We start from the raw sequence: 19804 nt of genomic DNA on the forward strand, positions 1-19804 counted from the left end.
GCATGGCCCGCTCGAGGCGGGTCAGGAAGGTCTTGTCGTCATCGACCAGAAGCAGGGTACGGTCGGCCGCAAGGAGTTCATCGACTGTGCTCATCGCCGCCTCATGTAGGGTCTTTTGGGCAAAAGGTCAAAATATGGGCACGTAGATCGACGCTCCGCTCGACTCCCCTCTCCCGTGGGGGTAGAGGCCAAGTGTTACCTCACGCCTGCTCGATAGCGGCTCGCGGCCAGATCAACCGAACCCGGGCGTGGCCATCGGCCGCCTCGTTCTCGAAGCTGAGCTTGGCGCCGGTGCGCTCCAGCAGGGTCTTGGAGATGAAGATGCCGAGGCCCAGCCCGCCTGGCTCTCCATCGTCGGCATTGCGCGGCCGGGTGGTAAGGTAGGGCTCGCCCAGCCGGGTGATGAGATCGGAAGGAAAGCCCGGACCGTCATCGGTAATGGTCACCGTCAGCGCCTGCTTGTCCCAGCTGGCTTCGACCAGCACGGCGCGCTGAGCGAACTGCGCCGCATTGTCGATGAGGTTGCCGAGGCCGTAGAGCAGCCCGGCGTTGCGGCGGATCACCGGTTCGCTGCCGGCGCCCGCCCCGGTGCGCACCGAGATCACCTTGCCGCCGCCTTCGAGCGGTTTCACCACCTCGGCGAGGAGCGCCGAGACCGGCACCGCGGCGAACGGATCGCCGGGGGTGTCGCGCAGGCTCCTGAGCTTGCCGAGGATTTCGCGGCAGCGCGCGGCCTGCGACATGATGAGCTCGATGTCCTCGCGCACCGGGCCTTCCGGCACCTCGTCGCGGATCTCGCGGGCCGCCAGCGCAATGGTCGAGAGCGGCGTGCCGAGCTCATGGGCCGCCGCCGCCGCGAGGCCATCGAGCGCGCTCAGTTGCTCATGCCGCGACAGCGCCAGTTCGGTGGCAGCGAGCGCATCGGCGAGCTGGCGCGCCTCGTGCGCCACCCGATTGGTGTAGGCGGCAATGAAGATGGTGCCACAGAGAATCGAGACCCAGATGCCGATGACGTAGACCCGGTCGAAGACGATGCGGGAATCCGGATCCCATGGCAGGTCCAGGTGGTAGACCGAGAGCAGCGAGGCAAGCGCGATGGCGAGAGTCGCGAGGATCACCGTCGAACGCTGCGGCAGAGTGGTCGCCGACACCGAAACCGGCGCCAGCAACAGCAGCGAGAACGGGTTCTGCAACCCGCCGGTCAATGCCAACAGCGCCGCCAACTGGCAGAGATCGAAACTCAGATGCACCGTCGCGACCGTGGCGGTCGTCCTGTAGCCCTCGCCGAGCCGGAAGATCACCCACAGGTTCAGGAGCACCGAGAGCCCGATCAGCATCAGGCATTCGGTCAAGGGCAGCGGGAAGCTGAGACCGAACTGGACGAACAGTACTCCGGCGGTCTGCCCGACGATCGCCAGCCAGCGCAGCCCGACCAGCGTCGCGAGCCTCAGGGGCCGCCAGTTGCCCGGCAGGGCTGCGGAAGTATCCGCCAATGCCATGGAATCATCCTTTCCGGGCACCCGATTGCGGCCCGCATGGGAAGTCTAGCATGCCATTTCAAGGGCAAAAAAGCGTGAGCCAAACGCTTGACCCCCAGTCTCGTGGGACCACATCGGAGCTGTTCGTGACTGGGAGAAAGTCCAATGCACACTGCGATTATCAAACCGCAATGGGGCCCGCTGACCATCGCTTTGATGGTCCTGGGCTTCGTCCTCTGGTGGCCGCTCGGCCTGGCCGTACTCGCCTACATCCTGTGGGGCGAGATGTTCGGCGGCTCGGCGGAAAAGGCTCAGGGATTCGTCAACCGATCCCGCAGCTGGGCCGAAAACTGCGGTCCCCGCGCCAACGGGTTCCGCCACCACGGCTTCCGCAACTCGAGCGGCAACGCCGCATTCGATGACTACCGCGCCGAGCAGCTCAAGCGCCTTGAAGAGGAGCGCCGTCGGCTCGATGAAGAGATCAACGCCTTCCACGAGTACATGCGGAACCTCCGCATGGCCAAGGATCGGGAAGAGTTCGACCGCTTCATGCGTGAGAAGAACGGCAACCGCCCGAACTATGGCGGCGAGCAGAATAACGGGACCCAGAACAACGGCACCAACGTCTGACCCCCAGACGTCGTCCCGTCCCCCCCTCCTCCTGACGACTGCGCCCCTTTCGAGGGGCGCTTTTTTGTCGTCTGGATTTGTCTCGAATCGGCGATGATCGGCAGATGAACTTCCTGTTCCCCTCGAGGGCGCCGAAGGTGCCGGCTGCAACGACGCTCGTCATCGACGACGCGCCGGTCGAGATCACGGTGAAGGTAAGTGCGCGGGCCAGGAGCTACCGGCTCACCGTGCCGCATCACGGCAACCCGGTGCTGACCCTGCCCAAAACCGGTCGCTGGCCCGAGGCCGAGGGTTTTCTCAACCGCCACCGAGGCTGGCTCGCTGCCCGGCTGAAGCGCAGCGCACCGCGCACCGCCTTCGCCGATGGCGAGGTGCTGCCGCTACGCGGCGTGCCGCACCGCATCCATGCGACGGGCCGCCTGCGTGGCCGGGTCGAGGTCTCGGAGATCGATGGCGAGCTGTCGCTGCTGGTGCCCGGGGAGGCAGCGCATATCCCGCGCCGGCTGACCGAATGGCTGAAGGCCGAGGCCCAGCGTGACCTCGCCGGGCGCTCGGACGTGCACGCGGCAACGCTCGGTGTCGAAGTGAAGTCGGTATCGATGCGCAGCCAGGCCACCCGCTGGGGCTCGTGCTCGTCGTCGGGCCGGCTCAACTACAACTGGCGGCTGATCCTCGCGCCGCCCTTCGTGCTGGACTATGTGGCGGCGCACGAAGTGGCGCATCTCGTCCACATGAACCACTCGCCGAGCTTCTGGAACGCGGTCGAACGAGCCCTGCCCGATATGGAGCGTGGCAAAGCCTGGCTCAAGGCACACGGCAAGGTGCTGATGGGATATGGGCTGGAGTAGTCTTCCCTTCTCCCCTCAGGGGTCGCGGGGCGAGGGCGTAGCCCTCGCCCGGAGGTGGCCGAAGGCCGGATGAGGGGTGAAGCAGTGCAACAAGCGCTCGCTGAGAGGCTGAACCCCTCACCCAGTTCCGCTACGGACCTCACGGTCCTAGCTCCACTACCCTCTCCCCTCAGGGGAGAGGTGCGTTTGGGCCGCCACTCTGACCTTAGATATGAATCGCCCCGTCGCCGCACATCAGGGCGGCTTCCTTCACTGCCTCGCTGAGTGTCGGGTGGGCGTGCGTGGTGCGGCCTAGGTCTTCGGCGGAGCCGGAGAATTCCATCAGCACCACGATCTCGTGGATCATCTCGCCGGCATTCTTGGCGATGATCTGGGCGCCGAGCACCCGGTCGGTGGCGACGTCGGCGAGGATCTTCACATAGCCCTGCGTTGCCAGCATCGCCTTGGCGCGGCCATTGGCGGTGAAGGGGAATTTTCCTGCCTTGTACTCGATGCCGGCCGCCTTCAACTCGTCCTCGGACTTGCCGACCCAGGCGACTTCGGGGCTGGTGTACATCACCGAGGGAATGGTGCCGTAGTTCACGTGCGGCTGCTGGCCGGCGATGATCTCGGCCACCGCGTGGCCCTCGTCCATCGCCTTATGCGCCAGCATGGCGCCCGCCACCACGTCGCCGATGGCGTAGATGCCCGGCACGTTGGTCTTGAACTGCTGGTCGATGCGGACGCGGCCACGCTCATCGAGCGCCACCCCGACACCCTCGAGCCCAAGGCCTTCGGTGAAGGGCTTGCGCCCGACGGCCACCAGCACCGCATCGGCTTCGGCGACGCTCGCTTCGCCACCGCCGGCCGGCTCGAGCCGGGCACGGACCGAACCGTCGCCCTGCTTTTCGATCGCCGTCACCTTGGTCGAAAGCTTGAACTCCATGCCCTGCTTGGTGAGGTTCCGCTGGGTCTGGCGCGCCGCTTCGCTGTCGAGGCCGGGAAGGATCCGGTCGAGGAACTCGACCACCTGCACCTTGGCGCCAAGCCGCCCCCACACCGAGCCGAGCTCGAGCCCGATGATGCCGCCGCCGATCACCAGCAGGCGCTTGGGCACCTCCTGGAAGGCGAGGGCACCGGTCGAGGACACCACCTTGTTCTCATCGATCTCGATACCCGGCAGGCTGATCGGCACCGAGCCGGTGGCGATCAGGATGTTCCGTGTTTCGATGGTGGTGGGTGCGCCGCTCTCGGGCGTCGCCAGCACCTTGCCCTCGGCGGGGATCGAGCCGGTGCCGCGGAAGGTGGTGATCTTGTTCTTCTTGAACAGGAACTCGATGCCCGAGACGTTGGCGGTGACGGTATCGTCCTTGTGCGCCAGCATCTGCTTCAGGTTCAGCTGCGGCGTCACCTCGATGCCGAACTGGCGGAACTGGTGGCCGGCTTCCTCGAACAGTTCCGAGGCATGCAGCAGGGCCTTACTGGGAATGCAGCCGATGTTGAGGCAGGTGCCGCCGAAGGTCGGCCACTTCTCGACTACCGCGACCTTCATGCCGAGCTGTGCCGCCCGGATTGCCGCGACGTATCCACCCGGGCCGGAGCCGATTACGGTGAGGTCGAAAGTGTCCGCCATGATGTCTCCGAGAGGCTCAAACGGCGCCTGAGGAGTGGCGCCCGCGCTGCCGATATAGGACTGCCAAACGGGTTAAACTACCCGCCGTTAGGAGGGAACCCCTGTCGCGAGCGAGCCCAAGCGAAATGCGCATGATTCCGACAGGCCCGACGGTTACTTGGTGCAGGCCGCGAGCGTGAAAGTATCGAGTACTTTCCGCTCCCCGGCAAACGCATCGCCGCGCATCATCGAGTACCAGACGTTGACGGCGAACTGCGGCAGCAGCACCTGGCGCGGCGCCATCTGCGCCGCGAGCGCGATCTCGGCATCGTGCGGATATTCCTCGATGCCATCCGCCCCGAGCGCGTAGACCACGCCGTCCCAGAAATCGCACTGCTCGCCCTCGGCGCCGGTGCAATCGAGCCCCACCGCGCCGTTCGGCTGGCCGAAGCCATTGGGGAGGTAGATGCCGCCCTCGAACTTTGCCGAGACACCCTCGATGGCGATGCGGAACGCGGCGATCTGATTGGCGGCCGCATCCTCGGGGAGCGCAGTGAAGCTCAGCCGAACCTCCCCGCCCGGCTGCTCATAGATGGCGTGCGGGATCGGGCATTCGATAGCGAGCGCCGGCCCGCCGATGACCGCCATCGACGTGATCGCCAGTAGTCTCTTCAGCATGTTGCACCCGTATGTGTCGTCCGACCTGAGACGCCCGCGGCGTCCCGATCCTTGGGTCAGGGCGCAGCCGCCCGTCCGCCGGTTACCGCGAGCGTCGTGCCGGTGACATAGGCCGCATCGTCCGAGAGAAGCCACAGGATCGCCTGCGCCACTTCCTCGGCGGTGCCGGCGCGCGCCAGCGGCACGCTCGGCGCCAGTTGCTGGGCCCGATCGGGCACGCCGCCGGTGGCGTGGAAGTCGGTATCGATCACCCCCGGCCGCACCCCGTTGACGCGGATGCCTTCTGCCGCCACCTCGAGCGCGAGGCCGACGGTGAAGGTATCGATGGCGCCCTTGCTGGCCGCATAGTCGACATAGACGCCAGGGGCCCCGAGCTTGGCCGCAGCCGAGCTGACATTGACGATGCCGCCGCCCTGACCACCATGCTTGGTCGACATGCGCCTGACCGCCGCGCCGGCGCAGAGGATCGAACCGGTAACGTTGACCGCGAAGATGCGGTTGATCCGCTCGGCATCCATGGCATCGACGCGCGAGCTGGTCGCAATAGTGCCGGCATTGTTGACGAGGCCGGCGACCCGGCCCAGGCGGTCGGCCGCGCGAAAGATGTGCTCGATGTCCTCGGCACTGCTGACGTCGCCGCGCACCGCTACCGCTTCACCACCGCGCGAGTGAATCTGGGCGCACACCGCCTCGGCGGCCGCGACGTTACCGGCGTAGTTCACCACCACGCCATAACCACGCGCCGCAGCCAGCCGGCAGACGGCGGCTCCGATGCCACGGCTGCCGCCGGTGACGACAAGAACTCTATCGGACATGAGGTCCCTCCCTTGGGAGGCGACTGTACGGCCCAGGCCACGAATGCAAAAGGCCTTTGCTCCCCTCAGCGGCCGATCGCAATTTCCGGTGAGAGGCACCCCTTGCCTTCTCCCACAAGGGGAGAATGCACTAGCTCTACTGCCGGTGGGTGCAGGCCGCCGGGCCTGACAAGGCGTCAGTTGCCGCCGAAGATATCGCCGAGCAGGTCGACCAGGGTGCGGCGCGGGCGTTCGGCCTGCGGCTGCTCCATCGGCTGCAGCGGCTGCTGTTGCTGCTCGAAGCCGGGTTGGGTCATGGCGCCGGGCAGTTCGGCCACCGGGATACCCTCGTGGGCCTTGGTCATGAACTGACTCCAGATCTCCACCGGCACGTTGCCGCCCGACAGCTTGGTGCCGACATCGTCGTCGTTGCCGAGCCAGACGCCCGCCACCATGCGCGAGGTATAGCCGACGAACAGCGCATCACGCGCCTTCTGGCTGGTGCCGGTCTTGCCGGCCATCGGCCAGCCATTGAGCTGGGCCCGCTTGCCGGTGCCGATCTCGACCGCGGCATGCAGCATGTCGTTCATTTCGGCGACGATATTGGGCTCGATCACCCGACCCGGACCAGCGGCCACGGCGTCGTACAGCACCTTGCCGTCGGCGGTTTCGATGCGGGTGATGACATTGGCGATGACGCCGATGCCGCCATTGGCGAACGGCGCATAGGCCGCGGTGAGCTCGAGCAGCGAGACTTCCTGGGTGCCCAGCGCGATCGAAGGCACTGCCTGCAGCGGCGAGGAAATGCCCATGCGCATCGCGGCTTCCACCACCTTGTCGGGGCCGACATCGTTGGCGAGCAGCGCCGAGACAGTGTTGCGCGACAAAGCCAGCGCCTGGCGCAGGGTCATGTCGCCGCCATACTTGCCGTCGGCGTTGGAGGGCTGCCAGCCGTTGATGTCGATGGGTCCGTCAGTGGCGATGGTGTCGGGGGTGTAGCCCTTTTCCATGCCGGCCAGGTAGACGAAGGGCTTGAAGGTCGAGCCGGGCTGACGGCGCGCCGTCACCGCGCGGTTATACTGGCTCTGCTGGTAGTCGACACCGCCGACCAGGGCGCGGACCGAGCCGTCGACATCCATGGCGACCAGCGCCCCCTGGGTGAAGGCCCTGTCTTTGCCGTACTTGGCCACAGCTTCCTTGACCACGAACTCGGCCTCCTTCTGGAGGTCCCAGTTGATGGTGGTATGCACGATCACGTCCTGCTTCACCTCGCCCAGATAGGCGGTCATCAGGCTTTCGACCCAGTCGGCAACGTAGGATTCGCCGCCCACCACCTTGGTGCGTACCGTCTGGTTGGGGTCGATCGCGGCGGCCTTCGACTCGGCCGGAGTGATGTAGCCTTCCTTGGCCATGGCGGCGAGCACCAGGGCCTGGCGGGCCTTCACCGCGTCGGCATTGCCCTTGGGGTTGAGCCGCGACGGAGCCTGCAGCGAACCGGCCAGAATCGCCGCTTCACCGAGCGACAGGTTGCGCGCCGATTTGCCGAAATAGCGCTGCGACGCCGCCTCGATACCGTAGGATTCGTGGCCGAAGAACATGCGGTTGAGGTAGAGGTCGAGGATATCGTCCTTGGAATAGTTCTGCTCCAGCCAGACGGCGAGCAGCGCTTCCTGCACCTTACGGCCGAGCGTCTGGTCGGGGGTGAGGAAGAGGTTCTTGGCCACCTGCTGGGTAATGGTCGAAGCGCCGCGAGTCACCTCACCGGCCTGCACGCTTTCGAGAGCCACCGAGGCGAGGCCGAGGACGTCGATGCCGAAATGGTCGTAGAAGCGCCGGTCTTCGATGGCGACGAAGGCGGCCGGCACGTAATAGGGCAGCTCGCGCAGCGATACGGCTTCGCCACCGGTCTTGCCGCGGTTGGAGATCAGCTGCCCGTTGGCGGCGACGATGCGGATATTGGCGGCGCGATCGGGCACCTTCCAGGTATCGGCCGACGGCAGCTGCACGGCGTAGTAGACGACCACGGCACCGGCGGCGAGCGCACCCCAGATACCAATGATGAACAGCCACGAGATCATCTTCCAGATGATCCCGAACAAGGTTATCGGGCGGCGTTCGCGCCGGCCGCGAGTCTTCTTCTGCTTGGGCGCGCGGCCGCGCGGCGCCTTGCCCCGAGGAGCGCGCTCGCTCCGCTCCTGGCGCTCGTCGTCGACATGGATGTCGCCATCGGAAAAGCCCGGCTCGATGCGGGCGCCGCGCGCCACCTTCTTCGCCGGCGCCGATCGCTCCGAGCGCGTGCCCTTCTTGGGCGTGGCGCCGACTCGATCATCAGGCGAAACGTGAAAATCCATAAACAGGGCCCCGGCATTCTTCTTGCGCATGGCTTGTGTCCGGCGGCCGGTTCCCTACGTGGGGCGGCATGCGGACGCCATCGGGCATCCGACCGTCTCGCCAAGCCCAAGCCAACCCGAAAGTCCGGGCCTTCGACCAGCGCGGTCCCCATCGCTATCCAAGTTAAATGTGGCCGGTTTATGTGGGCTTAAGCGGGCTGACAAAGCTGTGTTGCGGGGCAGTGACAGGCGAGGGCCGGCCCGACTCAACCAGCCGACAGCAGGTCCCCGGCCTTCAGCCGCGCCACATCACGCAAAGGCGGGGCACCGAAGGTGCGGGCGTACTCGCGGCTGAACTGGCTGGGGCTGTCATAGCCGACGCGATGGCCGGCGGTCGCTGCGTCGAGCGCTTCGGACAGCATCAGCCGGCGCGCCTCCTGCAGGCGCAACTGCTTCTGGTATTGCAGCGGGCTCATTGCCGTCACCGCCTTGAAGTGGAGGTGCAGTGCCGAGGGGCTCATGCGCGCCTCCGCCGCCACCGTTTCGATGGCGAATGCATCGCGGTAGTTGAGCTTGATCCAGCCGATGGCGCGGTTGACCTGCTGCAGCCGGCTTTCGGCCAGCGCAATCTGCTGGAGCTTGGTCGCCTGGTCGGAGCGGAGCAGGCGGTAGAGGATTTCGCGCTTCACCATCAGCCCGAGCACCGCGAGGTCTTCCGGCCGCTCCAAGAGCTTCACCAGCCGGATCGCGGCATCGAGCAGGTCGGCCATGATCGGGCTCACCGTGACGCTGGGCTCGGCCTCGGCCGCGGCGGCGGCGGTGACGCCCCCGACCTCGATCAGCAGCGCGCCGATCTCGGCGGCATCGAGTTCGAGCTTCATGCAGAGATACGGCGCGTCGGGCGTCGCCTCGACCACCTGGCCGATCACCGGCGTATCCACCGAGACGACGAGGAAGTTCGCCGCATCATAGTTGAGCACGCGATCGCCGGCGATCACCCGCTTTCTGCCCTGCGCCACGATGCAGAGCGCCGGATGGTGCACGGCGTGCATCGGCTCGGACGGATGCGAGATCCGGACCAGCGACATGCCCTCGATCGGCGTTGCCTGAATGCCATCGGTGGTTGCGAACTGTGCAATCAGGCGCTTGAGCTCATCCATGCGATCCATGGCGAATTCCTTCGTTATCTCGTGCGCTGTACATAGCAGCTCGCGCAGGCGAGTCATCAGCGATCACGGACATTTGGAGGATTGTGCAATCACTCTGGAGGATCGGTCTACCGCTTCCACCGCTTGCCGAGCGATATAGCTGGCACCGCGAATGGCAGACCATCCGCGGTAGAAAGCGAGGACCCCAAATGACCATAGATCTTTCCAGCATCGCCCGGAGCCTCAAGCCCCAGGCCATCCTCGCCATCACCAACAAGCTTCTGAAGCAGGTGAATACCCAGCCGCGCCGGCCTCGCCGCGAGCGGCGGAGCATGAATGGTTAGGCGCCGGATCGTCGCGGTATTCGCTGGCGTGGCGCTCGTCGCCGCGCTCGCGCTCGCCGCGGGCATCACGCTCGGCCCGCCACAGCCGGGCCATCACTCCACCACCGCCTATGGAGTATCGCAAATGGGAACCAGACACGACTACACCGGCCTGTGGGTCACCGAAGACGGGGAAACCCGCCAGGCCCTGCTGCCGAATGGCCGCTACATCGAAGCGCGCGGGCACCTGGAAGTGGCCTACCAGGGCAATTACCAGGTCGTCGGCACTCACATCGAGTACCAGGACGACACCGGCTTTACCGCCGACGGCGACTTCATCGCCGGGGTGCTGCATCACGCCGGCATGGTGATGTACGCACGGGACTGAGCCCGGCGGCATTGCCGATCGAACGCGAAGGCCCGCCAGTTGGCGGGCCTCTTGTTTTTTTGCTCAGGCAGACGGCCCCCTCCCATCCTCCCCCAAATAAGGCGGAAGGTGCCTGCCGGTTCGCCTGGCACGATCGAAGACCGAGCCTCGACTCTTCACCTCCCCCTTTATGGGGGAGGCCGGGAGGGGGTCGTCTCTATCAGTCGGGCGAGCGTGAAGAGGACGCTCCGGCGCCGCGCTATTTCTGGTCCCAGCCGACGATCACGCCATCCTCGAGCGTGACCTTATCGCGATAACGGTTGGCGGCTACCGGGCGGTATTTGAAGACCTGCTTGATCTTGGTCTTCATCACCTTTTCCTCGATCGAGGCCGGCTCGCCCCAGCTGTCGCGCAACTGCTCGGCGGTCATGCCCTGCCAGATGGTTTTGGTGATCAGCGCATCGACCAGCTTCTCGTCGCCGCCATATTTCTGCAGCAGCCGACTGTAGCGGCTCTGCTTGGCCAGCGCGAAGGCGGCGAAGCCGAGCACCGCCACGGCGACGACGATCAGGATGCCTGCGACAATCCACTCCATCGCGAAACCCCTATTGGCGCGTAATGGGGAACGAGACTGTTACCGCGATGGCGCGGGAGGGGCCCGATCGCACAACACAACAACGACCCAGGGAAAGAGGGGGATGCAACGAAGCGTCCTTGTGCCTTGAGCCGAAAATCGCGATGGCCACCTGGCCCATAGTTGCGGACATTCCCAAGCGCTACCTCTTTCCGAATCGACTGCCTGATGGAGTGGCCGGATCTTCGAAGTCCGCGTCGTCTTCGAGAGTGATCGTTGGCGTGTTGCGCGAGTGCCGGATCACCATAATAGTGGCGACATCACCTGTGACGTCGTAGTCGAATAGGTACTCGTCGATCGCCATGCGGCGCGCGCCAGTAAGAGAGACGACTGAGTCCGTGTAGCCAGAGTCGGGAAAGGTCTCGATCTGACGCCGAGCGCGAGCAACGATTCTCTGAAACCTCGATGCGCCTGTCGTGCTGCGCTCCTTCAGGTATGCGGCTTCGCGCGCAAGATAGCCGCGCGCTTCGGTGGAGAACCTAACCTTCGTCAAGCTGCTTTTGTACCGCCCACGATCGCATCCAGTTCCTTCATGACATCGTCGGCGTCGTGTCCACCATCTGCAGCGTTCTGTTCACGAGCTCGCAGCAAGCTGAGCACTTCTTCACCTTCGCTGGCAAGGTAGAGCCTCAGGGCCCTCACCATCACCCAGCTGCGGGTACGATCGATTCCGCCGGCGACGCGCTCAATGTTCGCGAGGACATCCATGGGCACGCGGATCGCGATTGGATCAGACAGTTCAACGTTGCTCATGCTGGGCACCTCCGTTGTAATACGGCGTATTACAAACGATCTTGCGGGTCAAGCTTGACGAGCCTCACCTCGATCCTTCGGTCTGTAGCCACCGCGCTCCTGGCTAAACGCAAACGGCCCGCCAATGCGGGCCGTCGAGCTTTACGGTCAATGTACACGCACTCCTTACACGTCGAGGTTGGCGACGCTGAGGGCGTTGTCCTGGATGAAGTCGCGGCGCGGTTCGACCAGGTCGCCCATCAGGTTGGAGAACAGCCGGTCGTGGTCGTCGCTTTCCTTGATCTGCACCTGCAGCAGGGTGCGCACGTTCGGATCGAGCGTCGTCTCCCACAGCTGGCTGGGGTTCATTTCGCCCAGGCCCTTGTAGCGCTGCAGCGAGATGCCCTTGCGGCCGACGGTGTTGATGGCGCCGAACAGCGATGACGGGCCGTAAATATCAAAGCTCTGGTCCTTGCGGGTGAGCTTGGCGACGCCGCCATAGAGGTCCGACAGTTTGTCGACCGTGGCCCGAACCTTGCGGGCATCGGCACTGGCGAGCAGCTGCGCATCGATGGCGTGGCTTTCGGTGACGCCACGGATGGTGCGGGTGAAGATCAGCCCGCCCTGGCCGTCCGACACCCCGCTCCAGCCGCGCTCCACTTCGTCGGCAAGGCGATCGAGCCGGCGCACGACGCGCTCGATCACCGTGGCGGTACGCTCCGGATCGAGCAGCGCCTCGGCATCGAGGCCGCCGACGATCGCCGCCTGCTCGATCAGCGAGCGGTTGTAGCGGGTGTTCACCCCCTCGATGGCGTGGACGATCTCGCGCGCCTGGCGCACGATCGACAGCAGGTCTTCGCCGGCATGCTCGACGCCGTCCCGAGTCTTCAACACGGCGTCGTCGGTGCCGGTGCCGATCAGGTAATCCTCGAGCGCTCGTTCGTCCTTGAGGTACTGCTCGGACGAGCCGCGCTTGATCTTGTAGAGCGGCGGCTGCGCGATATAGACGTGGCCGCGGTCGATCAGTTCGCGCATCTGCCGGTAAAAGAAGGTCAGCAGCAGGGTGCGGATATGGGCGCCGTCGACGTCGGCGTCCGTCATGATGATGATCTTGTGGTAGCGCAGCTTGTCCGGGTTGAACTCCTCGCGGCCGATCGAGGTGCCGAGCGCCATCACCAGGTTGCCGATCTGCTCGGAGCCCAGCATGCGATCGAAGCGGGCCCGCTCGACGTTGAGGATCTTGCCGCGCAAAGGCAGCACGGCCTGGGTGTAGCGGTCGCGGCCCTGCGAAGCGGAGCCACCAGCGGAATCGCCCTCGACGAGGAAGATCTCCGATTTGGCCGGATCCTTCTCCGAGCAGTCCTTGAGCTTGCCGGCGAGGAAGTTGACATCGAGCGCCGACTTGCGGCGGGTCAATTCGCGCGCCTTGCGGGCGGCTTCGCGCGCCGCGGCGGCTTCCGCCACCTTGCCGACGACGGACTTGGCCTCGGCGGGATGCTCTTCCAGCCATTGCTGCAGCTTGTCGTTGACGCCGTTCTCGACCACCGGACGGACTTCGGACGAAACCAGCTTGTCCTTGGTCTGGCTGGAGAATTTCGGGTCGGGCACCTTCACCGAGAGCACGCAGGTCAGGCCCTCGCGGATGTCGTCACCCGAGACCTCGACCTTTTCGCGCTTCAGGATGCCGCTTTCCTCGGCATACTTGGTCACCTGCCGGGTCAGCGCCGCACGCAGGCCCGCCAGGTGCGTGCCGCCATCGCGCTGCGGGATGTTGTTGGTGAAGCACAAGACGTTCTCGTGGTAGCTGTCGTTCCACCACATCGCCACTTCGACGGTGATGCCGTCGCGCTCCGATGACAGCATGATCGGCGCACTGATCAGCGGCGTCTTGGCGTTGTCGAGATAGCGCACGAAAGCTTCCAGCCCGCCCTCGTAGTGCAGCTCGATCTCCACCGGCTCAGGGTGGCGCAGGTCGCGCAGGATGATGCGCACGCCGGAATTGAGGAAGGCGAGCTCGCGCAGCCGGTGCTCCAGCGTCTTGAAGTCGAACTCCACCATGGTGAAGGTTTCGGACGAGGGCAGGAAGGTGACGAGCGTGCCCGAGCGGCCTTCATAGGTGCCGGGCTGGTGATTGGGGACGTAAGTGCCGACCTGCTTCAGCGGCGCCACTGCGTCGCCGTGCGAGAACTCCATTTCGTGGATTTCGCCGTCGCGGCGGATATTGAGTTTCAGCGACACCGACAGCGCATTCACCACCGAGACGCCGACGCCGTGCAGGCCGCCCGACACCTTGTAAGAGTTCTGGTCGAACTTCCCGCCGGCATGCAGCTGGGTCATGATGACCTCGGCCGCCGAGACGCCCTCTTCGGCGTGGATGCCAGTCGGGATTCCGCGGCCATTGTCGTTGACCGAGACCGAGCCGTCGGCATTGAGCTCTACTGTGACGAGGTCGGCATGGCCGGCCAACGCCTCGTCGATGGCGTTGTCGACCACCTCATAGACCATGTGATGCAGGCCCGAGCCGTCATCGGTGTCGCCGATATACATGCCGGGGCGTTTGCGCACCGCATCGAGGCCCTTCAGGACCTTGATGGAATCGGCGCCATATTCGTTCGGTTCGGAGGGGGTCTCGGAGGTGCTCAAGGGGGTCCCGAATCAGGTCAGCAGGTCCGCTGGAATCGGTCTAGCGGATCGGGTGCTCATACCCAAGGGAAATGGCTATTTTTAGCCCGTTTTACAAGGGTTAGGGGCCAGGTTGCGGGTGAGTTCGGCGTCATCCGAGACCCCTCGCCGCCAAACCACCGGCGTCATTCCCGCGCAGGCGGGAACCCAGTGGGATGCAGCAGCGCTGGTGGAGGCCGGAATATTCCGCCGGATCCCCGCCTGCGCGGGGATGACGCCGGTGAAAAGTCGCTGATGTCGACGCCTGTCGCCCCGCCTAGCCTGGCTCCCGCGCCAATCGTCCGTCCTTGACCGTCACCCGCTGCGCGCTGTCGGCCAACGCCTCGAACAGCATCGGGTCGGTGCCGGTCATGAAGCACTGGGTGCCGAGGCTGTCGAGCGCTGCGAACAAAGCCGCACGGCGGTTGGGATCCAGATGCGCCGCCACCTCGTCGAGCAGGAGGAACGGCGCGATACCGGCCGAGCGCTTCACCAGCCGGGCATGGGCGAGGATCAAGCCGATCAGCAGGGCCTTCTGCTCGCCGGTGGAGCCAAGCGCGGCCGGCATATCCTTTTGCGCATGACGCACTTCGAGATCGATGCGATGCGGGCCGACCAGCGTTCGCCCCGCGGCGCGATCGAGATTGCGGTTGGCACGCCACAGCGCCCTCAGATCGGCCTCGAGTGCCGCCGAGGACTGGGCCTCGTGGCGATCCTCGAACAGCGGGGTCAGGGCCAGCCGGGCAGCCGGGAAGCTGGTCTGATCCACCCCTGCCGCGATCAGTGCCTGCAGTTCGCCGAGGCTGTCGGTGCGGGCGAAATGCACCGCAGCCGCGGCGGCCGCCATCTGCACCTCGACGGCGTCGATCCAGACCGGGTCGGCATTCTCGTCGAGCAGCCGGTTGCGCTGCCGCATGGTCTTTTCGAAATCCGACACCTGGGCCGAATGACCGGGAAGCAGCGTCGTCACCAGCCGGTCGAGGAAGCGCCGGCGCTCGCTGGCCGGACCGGTAAACAATCCATCCATTGCCGGGGTCAGCCAGAGGACGCGGAGGTAGGCGCTCATCTCCTCGATGGTCCGCGCATTGGCGCCATTGATGCGCACCCGCCGCCCGCCTTCCGGCCCGCCGGCGCCGGTGCCGATATCGACTGGCCCCTCAGGCGTTTCGACGGTCGCCGCCACCGCCCAGAGCCCGTCAGAACCCTGCGACGCCACATCCTCGAACGGCACGCCACGCAGCCCCCGGCCGGGCGACAGCAGCGACACCGCTTCGAGCAGATTGGTCTTGCCCGCTCCGTTCGAGCCGACCAGCACCAGGTGCCGCCCGTCGAGATCGAGCGCCGCCGACGCATAGTTGCGGAAGTGCGAGAGGCGGAGCCGGGAAATGTAGCGGGAGGGATGCATCGAGCTTGAGGAAGGCCCCCTCACCCGCCGCTAACGCGGCGACCTCTCCCCCAAGGGAGAGGTGATCCGTGGCACGATATCGCCCCATCGCCACCTCTCCCTTGGGGGAGAGGTCGGTCCGCAGGACCGGGTGAGGGGGCCTTGGGCAGCGTGCCTTACACCCGCATCGGCATCAGCACGTAGAGCGCCTTGGCGTCGCCATCCTCGCGTACCAGCGTCGGCGAGCCGGCGTCGTTGAACAGGAACACGGCGTTCTCGGAGCGGATCTGGCCGATAATGTCGAGCAGGTAGCGGGCGTTGAAGCCGATCTCGAAGCTCTCGGGCTCGAACTCGACCGCCAGTTCTTCGCTGGCCGTACCGTGATCCGGATTGGTGACGGAAAGCTCGAGCTGGCCTTCCTTCATCGACAGTTTTACTGCCTTGCCGCCCCGATCCGACGCGATGGTCGAAACACGATCGACCGCCGTGGCAAACGTCTGCTTGTCGACGTTCATCTGCTTGTCGTTGTTCTTGGGTGTCACCCGATCGTAATCGGGGAAGGTGCCTTCGATCAGCTTGCTGAGCAGCACCACGCCGCCCAGCGTGACGCGGATCTTGGTGTCGGAGAGTTCGACCTCGACGTCGCCCTCGGCGCCCTCGAGGAGCTTCTGCACTTCGGACACGGTCTTTTTCGGTACGATGATGCCCGGCATGCCCTTGGCGCCGGCAGGTGCGTCGGACTCGGCGCGTGCCATGCGATGGCCGTCGGTGGCGACGGCACGCAGCGTCGGGACACCGTTGACCTCCAGCATGTGCATGTAGATGCCGTTGAGATAGTAGCGCGTCTCCTCGTTCGAGATGGCGAACTGGGTGCGCTCGATCAGTTCGCGCAGCGTCGGCGCGGGTATCGAGAAGGTGTGCGTGAAGGTGCCGGACTTCAGGTCCGGGAAGCTGTCGGGCGACAGGCAGGCGAGGTGGAAGCGCGAGCGGCCGGAGGTGACCAGCAACTGCTCGGCGCCTTCGTTCTCGAGCCGCACTTCGGCGCCGTCCGAGAGCTTCCTGACGATTTCGTAGAGCGTGTGTGCGGGCACCGTGGTGGTGCCGGCCTGGCCGACCATCGCCGGCACGCTTTCGGTGACCTCGATATCGAGGTCGGTGGCGCGCAGATCGAGCTTGCCGTCGGAGGCCTTGAGCAGCACGTTGGCGAGAATGGGGTAGGTATTGCGGCGCTCCACCACGCGGTGGACATGCCCCAGAGACTTGAGCAGATGGTTGCGCTCGAGAGTGACTTTCATAAACCCAAAACCCCTACCGTTCCCGGTCAAAACCCGGCAAAACCAAGCGGAAACCGGGCTGCGACATTACAATCCAAGAGGCAAAAGGCAAGGGCGCGCGCGGCCGCAGGCCGGCTATCCCTTGGGAAAATGCGTGCGGGGGACGGCTCTAGCGCTTGTCGCCGTTGAGCGCCCGCTCCATTGCCTCGAGGCGACGCTCGGCATCCTCAGTGTCGAGGCGCACCAGCATCTCGTGCCAGGCCCGGTCGGGCGGCAGCGGCTGGGGCTCAGGACGGGCCCCGAGGTCGAGGCGCCGCAAGCCCTTTCTGATCCGCAGCAAGAGCCGCGGCGTTCTACGCGATGTCGGCAACGCTACTACTCACTAGAAGACCCTACTGGGTCGAAACTCATAACTCAGGCGGATGGTTTCAGCCGGGATGAGCCCTCCCCATGGGGAGGGCTCGAAGGCCTCATTCCTCGAGCATGCGCTTGAGGAGTTCGATTTCCTGCGCCAGCTCGCCGTCGTCCTTGATCATCTGCTCGACCTTGCGGACCGAGTGCAGCACCGTGGTGTGGTCGCGACCGCCGAAGCGCCGGCCGATTTCCGGCAGCGAACGCGAGGTCAGGGCCTTGGCCAGATACATGGCGATCTGGCGCGGGCGGACCACGTCACGCGAGCGGCGCGAGGAAAGCAGGTCGTTGCGCGGCACCTTGTAGTGGCGCGACACGATGCGGAGGATGTCTTCGATGCGGACGCGGCGGGCATCGCGCTGACGCACCAGGTCGGCCAGCGTGCGCTCGGCCAGCGCCACGGTGATCGGCTCCTTGGTCAACTGGTTGGCGGCCAGGAGCCGGTTCACCGCCCCGTCGAGGTCGCGGCCGTGGCTGACCACCACCCGCGCCACATAGTCGAGCACTGCCGGGGCGAAATGCGCATCGGAGAAGCGGGAGACCGCCTGCTCGGCGCGCCGGGTGACGATGGCGCGGCGAAGGTCGAGGTCGAACGAATTGATCGGCACCACCAGGCCGCCCGAGAGCCGCGACCGGACGCGCTCATCGAGCATTTCGAGGTCGCGTGGCGGCGCATCGCCGGCCACCACCACCTGCTTGGCGCCCGTCAGCAGCGTGCCCAGCGTATGGCCGAACTCGGTGGCGGACTTGCCCTGCAGGAACTGCATGTCGTCGATCAGCAGCAGGTCGACGCGGCGCAGCCACTCCTTGAAGCCGAGCGCCGACTGGCGCTGCACGGCGGTGATGAAGTGGTACATGAAGTGGTCGGCCGTCAGGTAGACGATGTTCCGACCCGGCTCGGCCGCTCCGGCAGCCCAGGCAATGGCGTTGAGCAGGTGGGATTTGCCGAGGCCGACGCTCGAATGGATGTAGATGGGGTTGAAGCTGACGGTGTTGTTGGCGGCTGCGTGGGCCACCTGTTTGGCCACCTGCAGCGCCATCTCGTTGGCGGAGCCGACGACGAAGCTGTCGAAGGTCATCTTCGGATCGAGCGCCGAGCCCGACAGCGCATCGCCACGCGGCGCCGGTGCGGCGGCAATCGCTTCGCGCACGGCGCGCGGAGTCGCCGGAATGGCGGGGACTTCGGCCTCGACGGCCTCGGCAGCTGCCTCGGCCTGGTGCAGGCGCGGCCGGGCCTGGCCGTTGACGCGCACGGTGAAATGCAGGCGCGCAAGGCCGGCAGCCTCGGCACGGAAGGCCTCAAGGATCTTCTCGGCGTAGTTGGACTGGACCCAGGAGGAGAGGAACCGGGTCGGGACGCTCAGATGGGCGAGATCGTCGACGATCTCTTCGAGCTCGAGGCGTGCGAACCAGGAATTGAACACATCCTCGCCGACGGCGGCCTTGAGCCGGGCACGGACCCGCTGGAACAGTTCGCTGGAACCAAGTGGCTGGCCGTCCTTGCCCATCATTACCATTCCCCCCTTGTCGCCGCCCTGCCCCTTTCCGTTACCTCTTTCCGATACCCAATCGGCACGACCCGCCGCCGCGTTCATCGCCATATGTGTGACCCCAAATCCTGTTCTATGCTGCCCCACATTGGGCACAGCGCCGCCAACCTAGCTGCCCGTTTTTCGGACAGACCTGTCCTGCCCGCGAACTGCGCCGCGGTTCAGTCTAACCAAACTTTCCATTGAGCCGAGCCGCTGATCGCGCCCGGACTACCGCAACGTCTTACTCAGTCGTAAGACTACAACTAATACAAATCAAAACCCGACTACGAATGGAGTTCCCCAAGACTGCCGGCTGCGTCCATACCGCCTCAGCCACGATCTCAAAGTCAGCATTCCTGCCAGTCATATCGCTCCATTACTCGGTTCTGGCGCCGGGTGTTCCTGAGCGACGAGAGGCATCTTAGGGGGTCGGAATTTTCCAATCAACGGGGGTTTTTTGCCTAGAGGGGGTTGACTCGCACCCTTTGCAAAAACCTTTCCGCGGCACTTTGTCAGGGGTGAAATCCAAGGCGCTGTGACTCAAGGGGGAATCGGTATTTCGTGATGTTTCGAGGGGCTTTGAAATTGTGGCAACGCCACCCGGAAATCGGCAATTCATTCCCTAAAGGCAAATGAAATTCTGATGACGGAGCCCGGCAAAGCCCCGGAAACGCAGGGCTTTCACGAGGGGATAACTCTTCACGCAGGTGTCGCAAAGCTGTCACACTGGGCGCGCCCATTCCCAGGACGCCGCCCAAGCATCATCAAAACAGAAAAGCTCCCCGGAGGGAGCCCTTCACATTCACAATGCGGTCGTGAAACCGTCTTGACGACGGGCTCGCGCTCTCCGGCCGATCAGGCCTGCAGAGCCTTCACGCGGGAGTTGAGGCGGCTCACCTTGCGGGCGGCCACGTTGGCGTGGACGATGCCCTTCTGGCTGGCGCGGACGATCTCGGGCTCGGCGGCCTTGAGAGCGGCGACGGCAACCG

Annotated in this window: 19 protein-coding genes; 4 read left to right on the top strand and 15 right to left on the bottom strand. The window is 65.3% G+C overall.

The window, feature by feature from the left end; genetic code table 11:
• Positions 1-200: 200 nt before the first annotated feature.
• Positions 201-1499: an ActS/PrrB/RegB family redox-sensitive histidine kinase gene (locus VGV07_RS06680; RefSeq protein ID WP_326867911.1), complete on the bottom strand. Its 1299-nt coding sequence runs from the start codon at positions 1497-1499 to the stop codon at positions 201-203.
• A gap of 144 nt (positions 1500-1643) precedes the next feature.
• On the opposite strand from VGV07_RS06680, the gene VGV07_RS06685 reads away from it, so the two are divergent.
• Together VGV07_RS06685 and VGV07_RS06690 are read left to right on the top strand one after the other, a co-directional pair.
• Positions 1644-2108 (top strand): DUF2852 domain-containing protein, encoded by a 465-nt coding sequence (locus tag VGV07_RS06685; RefSeq protein WP_326867912.1) that lies wholly within the window; start codon positions 1644-1646, stop codon positions 2106-2108.
• Positions 2109-2212: 104 nt separating this feature from the next.
• Positions 2213-2956 (top strand): SprT family zinc-dependent metalloprotease, encoded by a 744-nt coding sequence (locus VGV07_RS06690; RefSeq protein WP_326867913.1) that lies wholly within the window; start codon positions 2213-2215, stop codon positions 2954-2956.
• A 205-nt stretch (positions 2957-3161) separates the two neighbouring features.
• Here VGV07_RS06690 and lpdA read toward each other — a convergent pair whose 3' ends face one another.
• The 5 genes from lpdA to VGV07_RS06715 all read right to left on the bottom strand — a co-directional run bounded on the left by lpdA (position 3162) and on the right by VGV07_RS06715 (position 9518).
• Positions 3162-4568, bottom strand: a complete 1407-nt coding sequence (gene lpdA / locus VGV07_RS06695; RefSeq protein ID WP_326867914.1) for a dihydrolipoyl dehydrogenase — start codon at positions 4566-4568, stop codon at positions 3162-3164.
• A 153-nt stretch (positions 4569-4721) separates the two neighbouring features.
• Positions 4722-5225, bottom strand: a complete 504-nt coding sequence (locus VGV07_RS06700; protein WP_326867915.1) for a hypothetical protein — start codon at positions 5223-5225, stop codon at positions 4722-4724.
• A gap of 56 nt (positions 5226-5281) precedes the next feature.
• Entirely contained in the window at positions 5282-6040 is a 759-nt protein-coding gene (locus VGV07_RS06705) for an SDR family oxidoreductase (protein ID WP_326867916.1), read from the bottom strand.
• Positions 6041-6216: 176 nt separating this feature from the next.
• Positions 6217-8400 carry a PBP1A family penicillin-binding protein gene (locus tag VGV07_RS06710; RefSeq protein ID WP_326867917.1) on the bottom strand — a complete coding sequence of 728 codons (2184 nt, stop codon included), beginning with the start codon at positions 8398-8400 and terminating at the stop codon, positions 6217-6219.
• A gap of 215 nt (positions 8401-8615) precedes the next feature.
• On the bottom strand, positions 8616-9518 hold the full coding sequence (locus VGV07_RS06715) for an AraC family transcriptional regulator (protein WP_326867918.1): 903 nt from the start codon (positions 9516-9518) through the stop codon (positions 8616-8618).
• A gap of 188 nt (positions 9519-9706) precedes the next feature.
• Here VGV07_RS06715 and VGV07_RS06720 point away from each other — a divergent pair, with 188 nt between their 5' ends.
• Positions 9707-9841, top strand: a complete 135-nt coding sequence (locus tag VGV07_RS06720; RefSeq protein ID WP_326867919.1) for a hypothetical protein — start codon at positions 9707-9709, stop codon at positions 9839-9841.
• Positions 9834-10208: an Atu4866 domain-containing protein gene (locus tag VGV07_RS06725; RefSeq protein WP_326867920.1), complete on the top strand. Its 375-nt coding sequence runs from the start codon at positions 9834-9836 to the stop codon at positions 10206-10208. Before VGV07_RS06720 ends, VGV07_RS06725 begins: the two co-directional genes overlap by 8 nt.
• A gap of 238 nt (positions 10209-10446) precedes the next feature.
• Here VGV07_RS06725 and VGV07_RS06730 read toward each other — a convergent pair whose 3' ends face one another.
• From VGV07_RS06730 to rpsT, 9 genes are all read right to left on the bottom strand, one after another.
• Complete coding sequence (locus VGV07_RS06730) at positions 10447-10782, bottom strand: hypothetical protein (RefSeq protein ID WP_326867921.1); 336 nt, start codon at positions 10780-10782, stop codon at positions 10447-10449.
• A 181-nt stretch (positions 10783-10963) separates the two neighbouring features.
• Entirely contained in the window at positions 10964-11314 is a 351-nt protein-coding gene (locus VGV07_RS06735; RefSeq protein WP_326867922.1) for a type II toxin-antitoxin system RelE/ParE family toxin, read from the bottom strand.
• A complete protein-coding gene (locus VGV07_RS06740) occupies positions 11311-11574 on the bottom strand; it encodes a CopG family transcriptional regulator (RefSeq protein ID WP_326867923.1) in 264 nt (87 codons plus the stop codon). The genes VGV07_RS06735 and VGV07_RS06740 overlap by 4 nt, the downstream gene beginning before the upstream one ends.
• Positions 11575-11739: 165 nt before the next feature.
• Entirely contained in the window at positions 11740-14196 is a 2457-nt protein-coding gene (gyrB, locus tag VGV07_RS06745) for a DNA topoisomerase (ATP-hydrolyzing) subunit B (RefSeq protein WP_326867924.1), read from the bottom strand.
• A gap of 295 nt (positions 14197-14491) precedes the next feature.
• Entirely contained in the window at positions 14492-15619 is a 1128-nt protein-coding gene (recF, locus tag VGV07_RS06750; RefSeq protein ID WP_326867925.1) for a DNA replication/repair protein RecF, read from the bottom strand.
• 155 nt (positions 15620-15774) lie between these two features.
• Positions 15775-16893, bottom strand: coding sequence for a DNA polymerase III subunit beta (gene dnaN, locus VGV07_RS06755; protein WP_326867926.1), 1119 nt, complete (start codon positions 16891-16893; stop codon positions 15775-15777).
• A gap of 148 nt (positions 16894-17041) precedes the next feature.
• Positions 17042-17191 carry a hypothetical protein gene (locus VGV07_RS06760; RefSeq protein WP_326867927.1) on the bottom strand — a complete coding sequence of 50 codons (150 nt, stop codon included), beginning with the start codon at positions 17189-17191 and terminating at the stop codon, positions 17042-17044.
• 151 nt (positions 17192-17342) lie between these two features.
• Entirely contained in the window at positions 17343-18794 is a 1452-nt protein-coding gene (gene dnaA, locus VGV07_RS06765) for a chromosomal replication initiator protein DnaA (RefSeq protein ID WP_326867928.1), read from the bottom strand.
• Positions 18795-19670: 876 nt separating this feature from the next.
• Positions 19671-19804: 30S ribosomal protein S20 (rpsT, locus tag VGV07_RS06770; RefSeq protein WP_326867929.1), on the bottom strand; the 134-nt coding region annotated here is incomplete at its 5' end.

The organism is Devosia sp. (assembly GCF_035944845.1).
Taxonomy (GTDB): domain Bacteria; phylum Pseudomonadota; class Alphaproteobacteria; order Rhizobiales; family Devosiaceae; genus Devosia_A.

Bases quoted from the DNA above. Each gene is read 5' to 3' on its own strand.
- VGV07_RS06680 (WP_326867911.1), bottom strand. From the start codon at position 1,499: ATGGCATTGGCGGATACTTCCGCAGCCCTGCCGGGCAACTGGCGGCCC.
- VGV07_RS06685 (WP_326867912.1), top strand. From the start codon at position 1,644: ATGCACACTGCGATTATCAAACCGCAATGGGGCCCGCTGACCATCGCT.
- VGV07_RS06690 (WP_326867913.1), top strand. From the start codon at position 2,213: ATGAACTTCCTGTTCCCCTCGAGGGCGCCGAAGGTGCCGGCTGCAACG.
- lpdA (WP_326867914.1), bottom strand. From the start codon at position 4,568: ATGGCGGACACTTTCGACCTCACCGTAATCGGCTCCGGCCCGGGTGGA.
- VGV07_RS06700 (WP_326867915.1), bottom strand. From the start codon at position 5,225: ATGCTGAAGAGACTACTGGCGATCACGTCGATGGCGGTCATCGGCGGG.
- VGV07_RS06705 (WP_326867916.1), bottom strand. From the start codon at position 6,040: ATGTCCGATAGAGTTCTTGTCGTCACCGGCGGCAGCCGTGGCATCGGA.
- VGV07_RS06710 (WP_326867917.1), bottom strand. From the start codon at position 8,400: ATGCGCAAGAAGAATGCCGGGGCCCTGTTTATGGATTTTCACGTTTCG.
- VGV07_RS06715 (WP_326867918.1), bottom strand. From the start codon at position 9,518: ATGGATCGCATGGATGAGCTCAAGCGCCTGATTGCACAGTTCGCAACC.
- VGV07_RS06720 (WP_326867919.1), top strand. From the start codon at position 9,707: ATGACCATAGATCTTTCCAGCATCGCCCGGAGCCTCAAGCCCCAGGCC.
- VGV07_RS06725 (WP_326867920.1), top strand. From the start codon at position 9,834: ATGGTTAGGCGCCGGATCGTCGCGGTATTCGCTGGCGTGGCGCTCGTC.
- VGV07_RS06730 (WP_326867921.1), bottom strand. From the start codon at position 10,782: ATGGAGTGGATTGTCGCAGGCATCCTGATCGTCGTCGCCGTGGCGGTG.
- VGV07_RS06740 (WP_326867923.1), bottom strand. From the start codon at position 11,574: ATGAGCAACGTTGAACTGTCTGATCCAATCGCGATCCGCGTGCCCATG.
- recF (WP_326867925.1), bottom strand. From the start codon at position 15,619: ATGCATCCCTCCCGCTACATTTCCCGGCTCCGCCTCTCGCACTTCCGC.
- dnaN (WP_326867926.1), bottom strand. From the start codon at position 16,893: ATGAAAGTCACTCTCGAGCGCAACCATCTGCTCAAGTCTCTGGGGCAT.
- dnaA (WP_326867928.1), bottom strand. From the start codon at position 18,794: ATGATGGGCAAGGACGGCCAGCCACTTGGTTCCAGCGAACTGTTCCAG.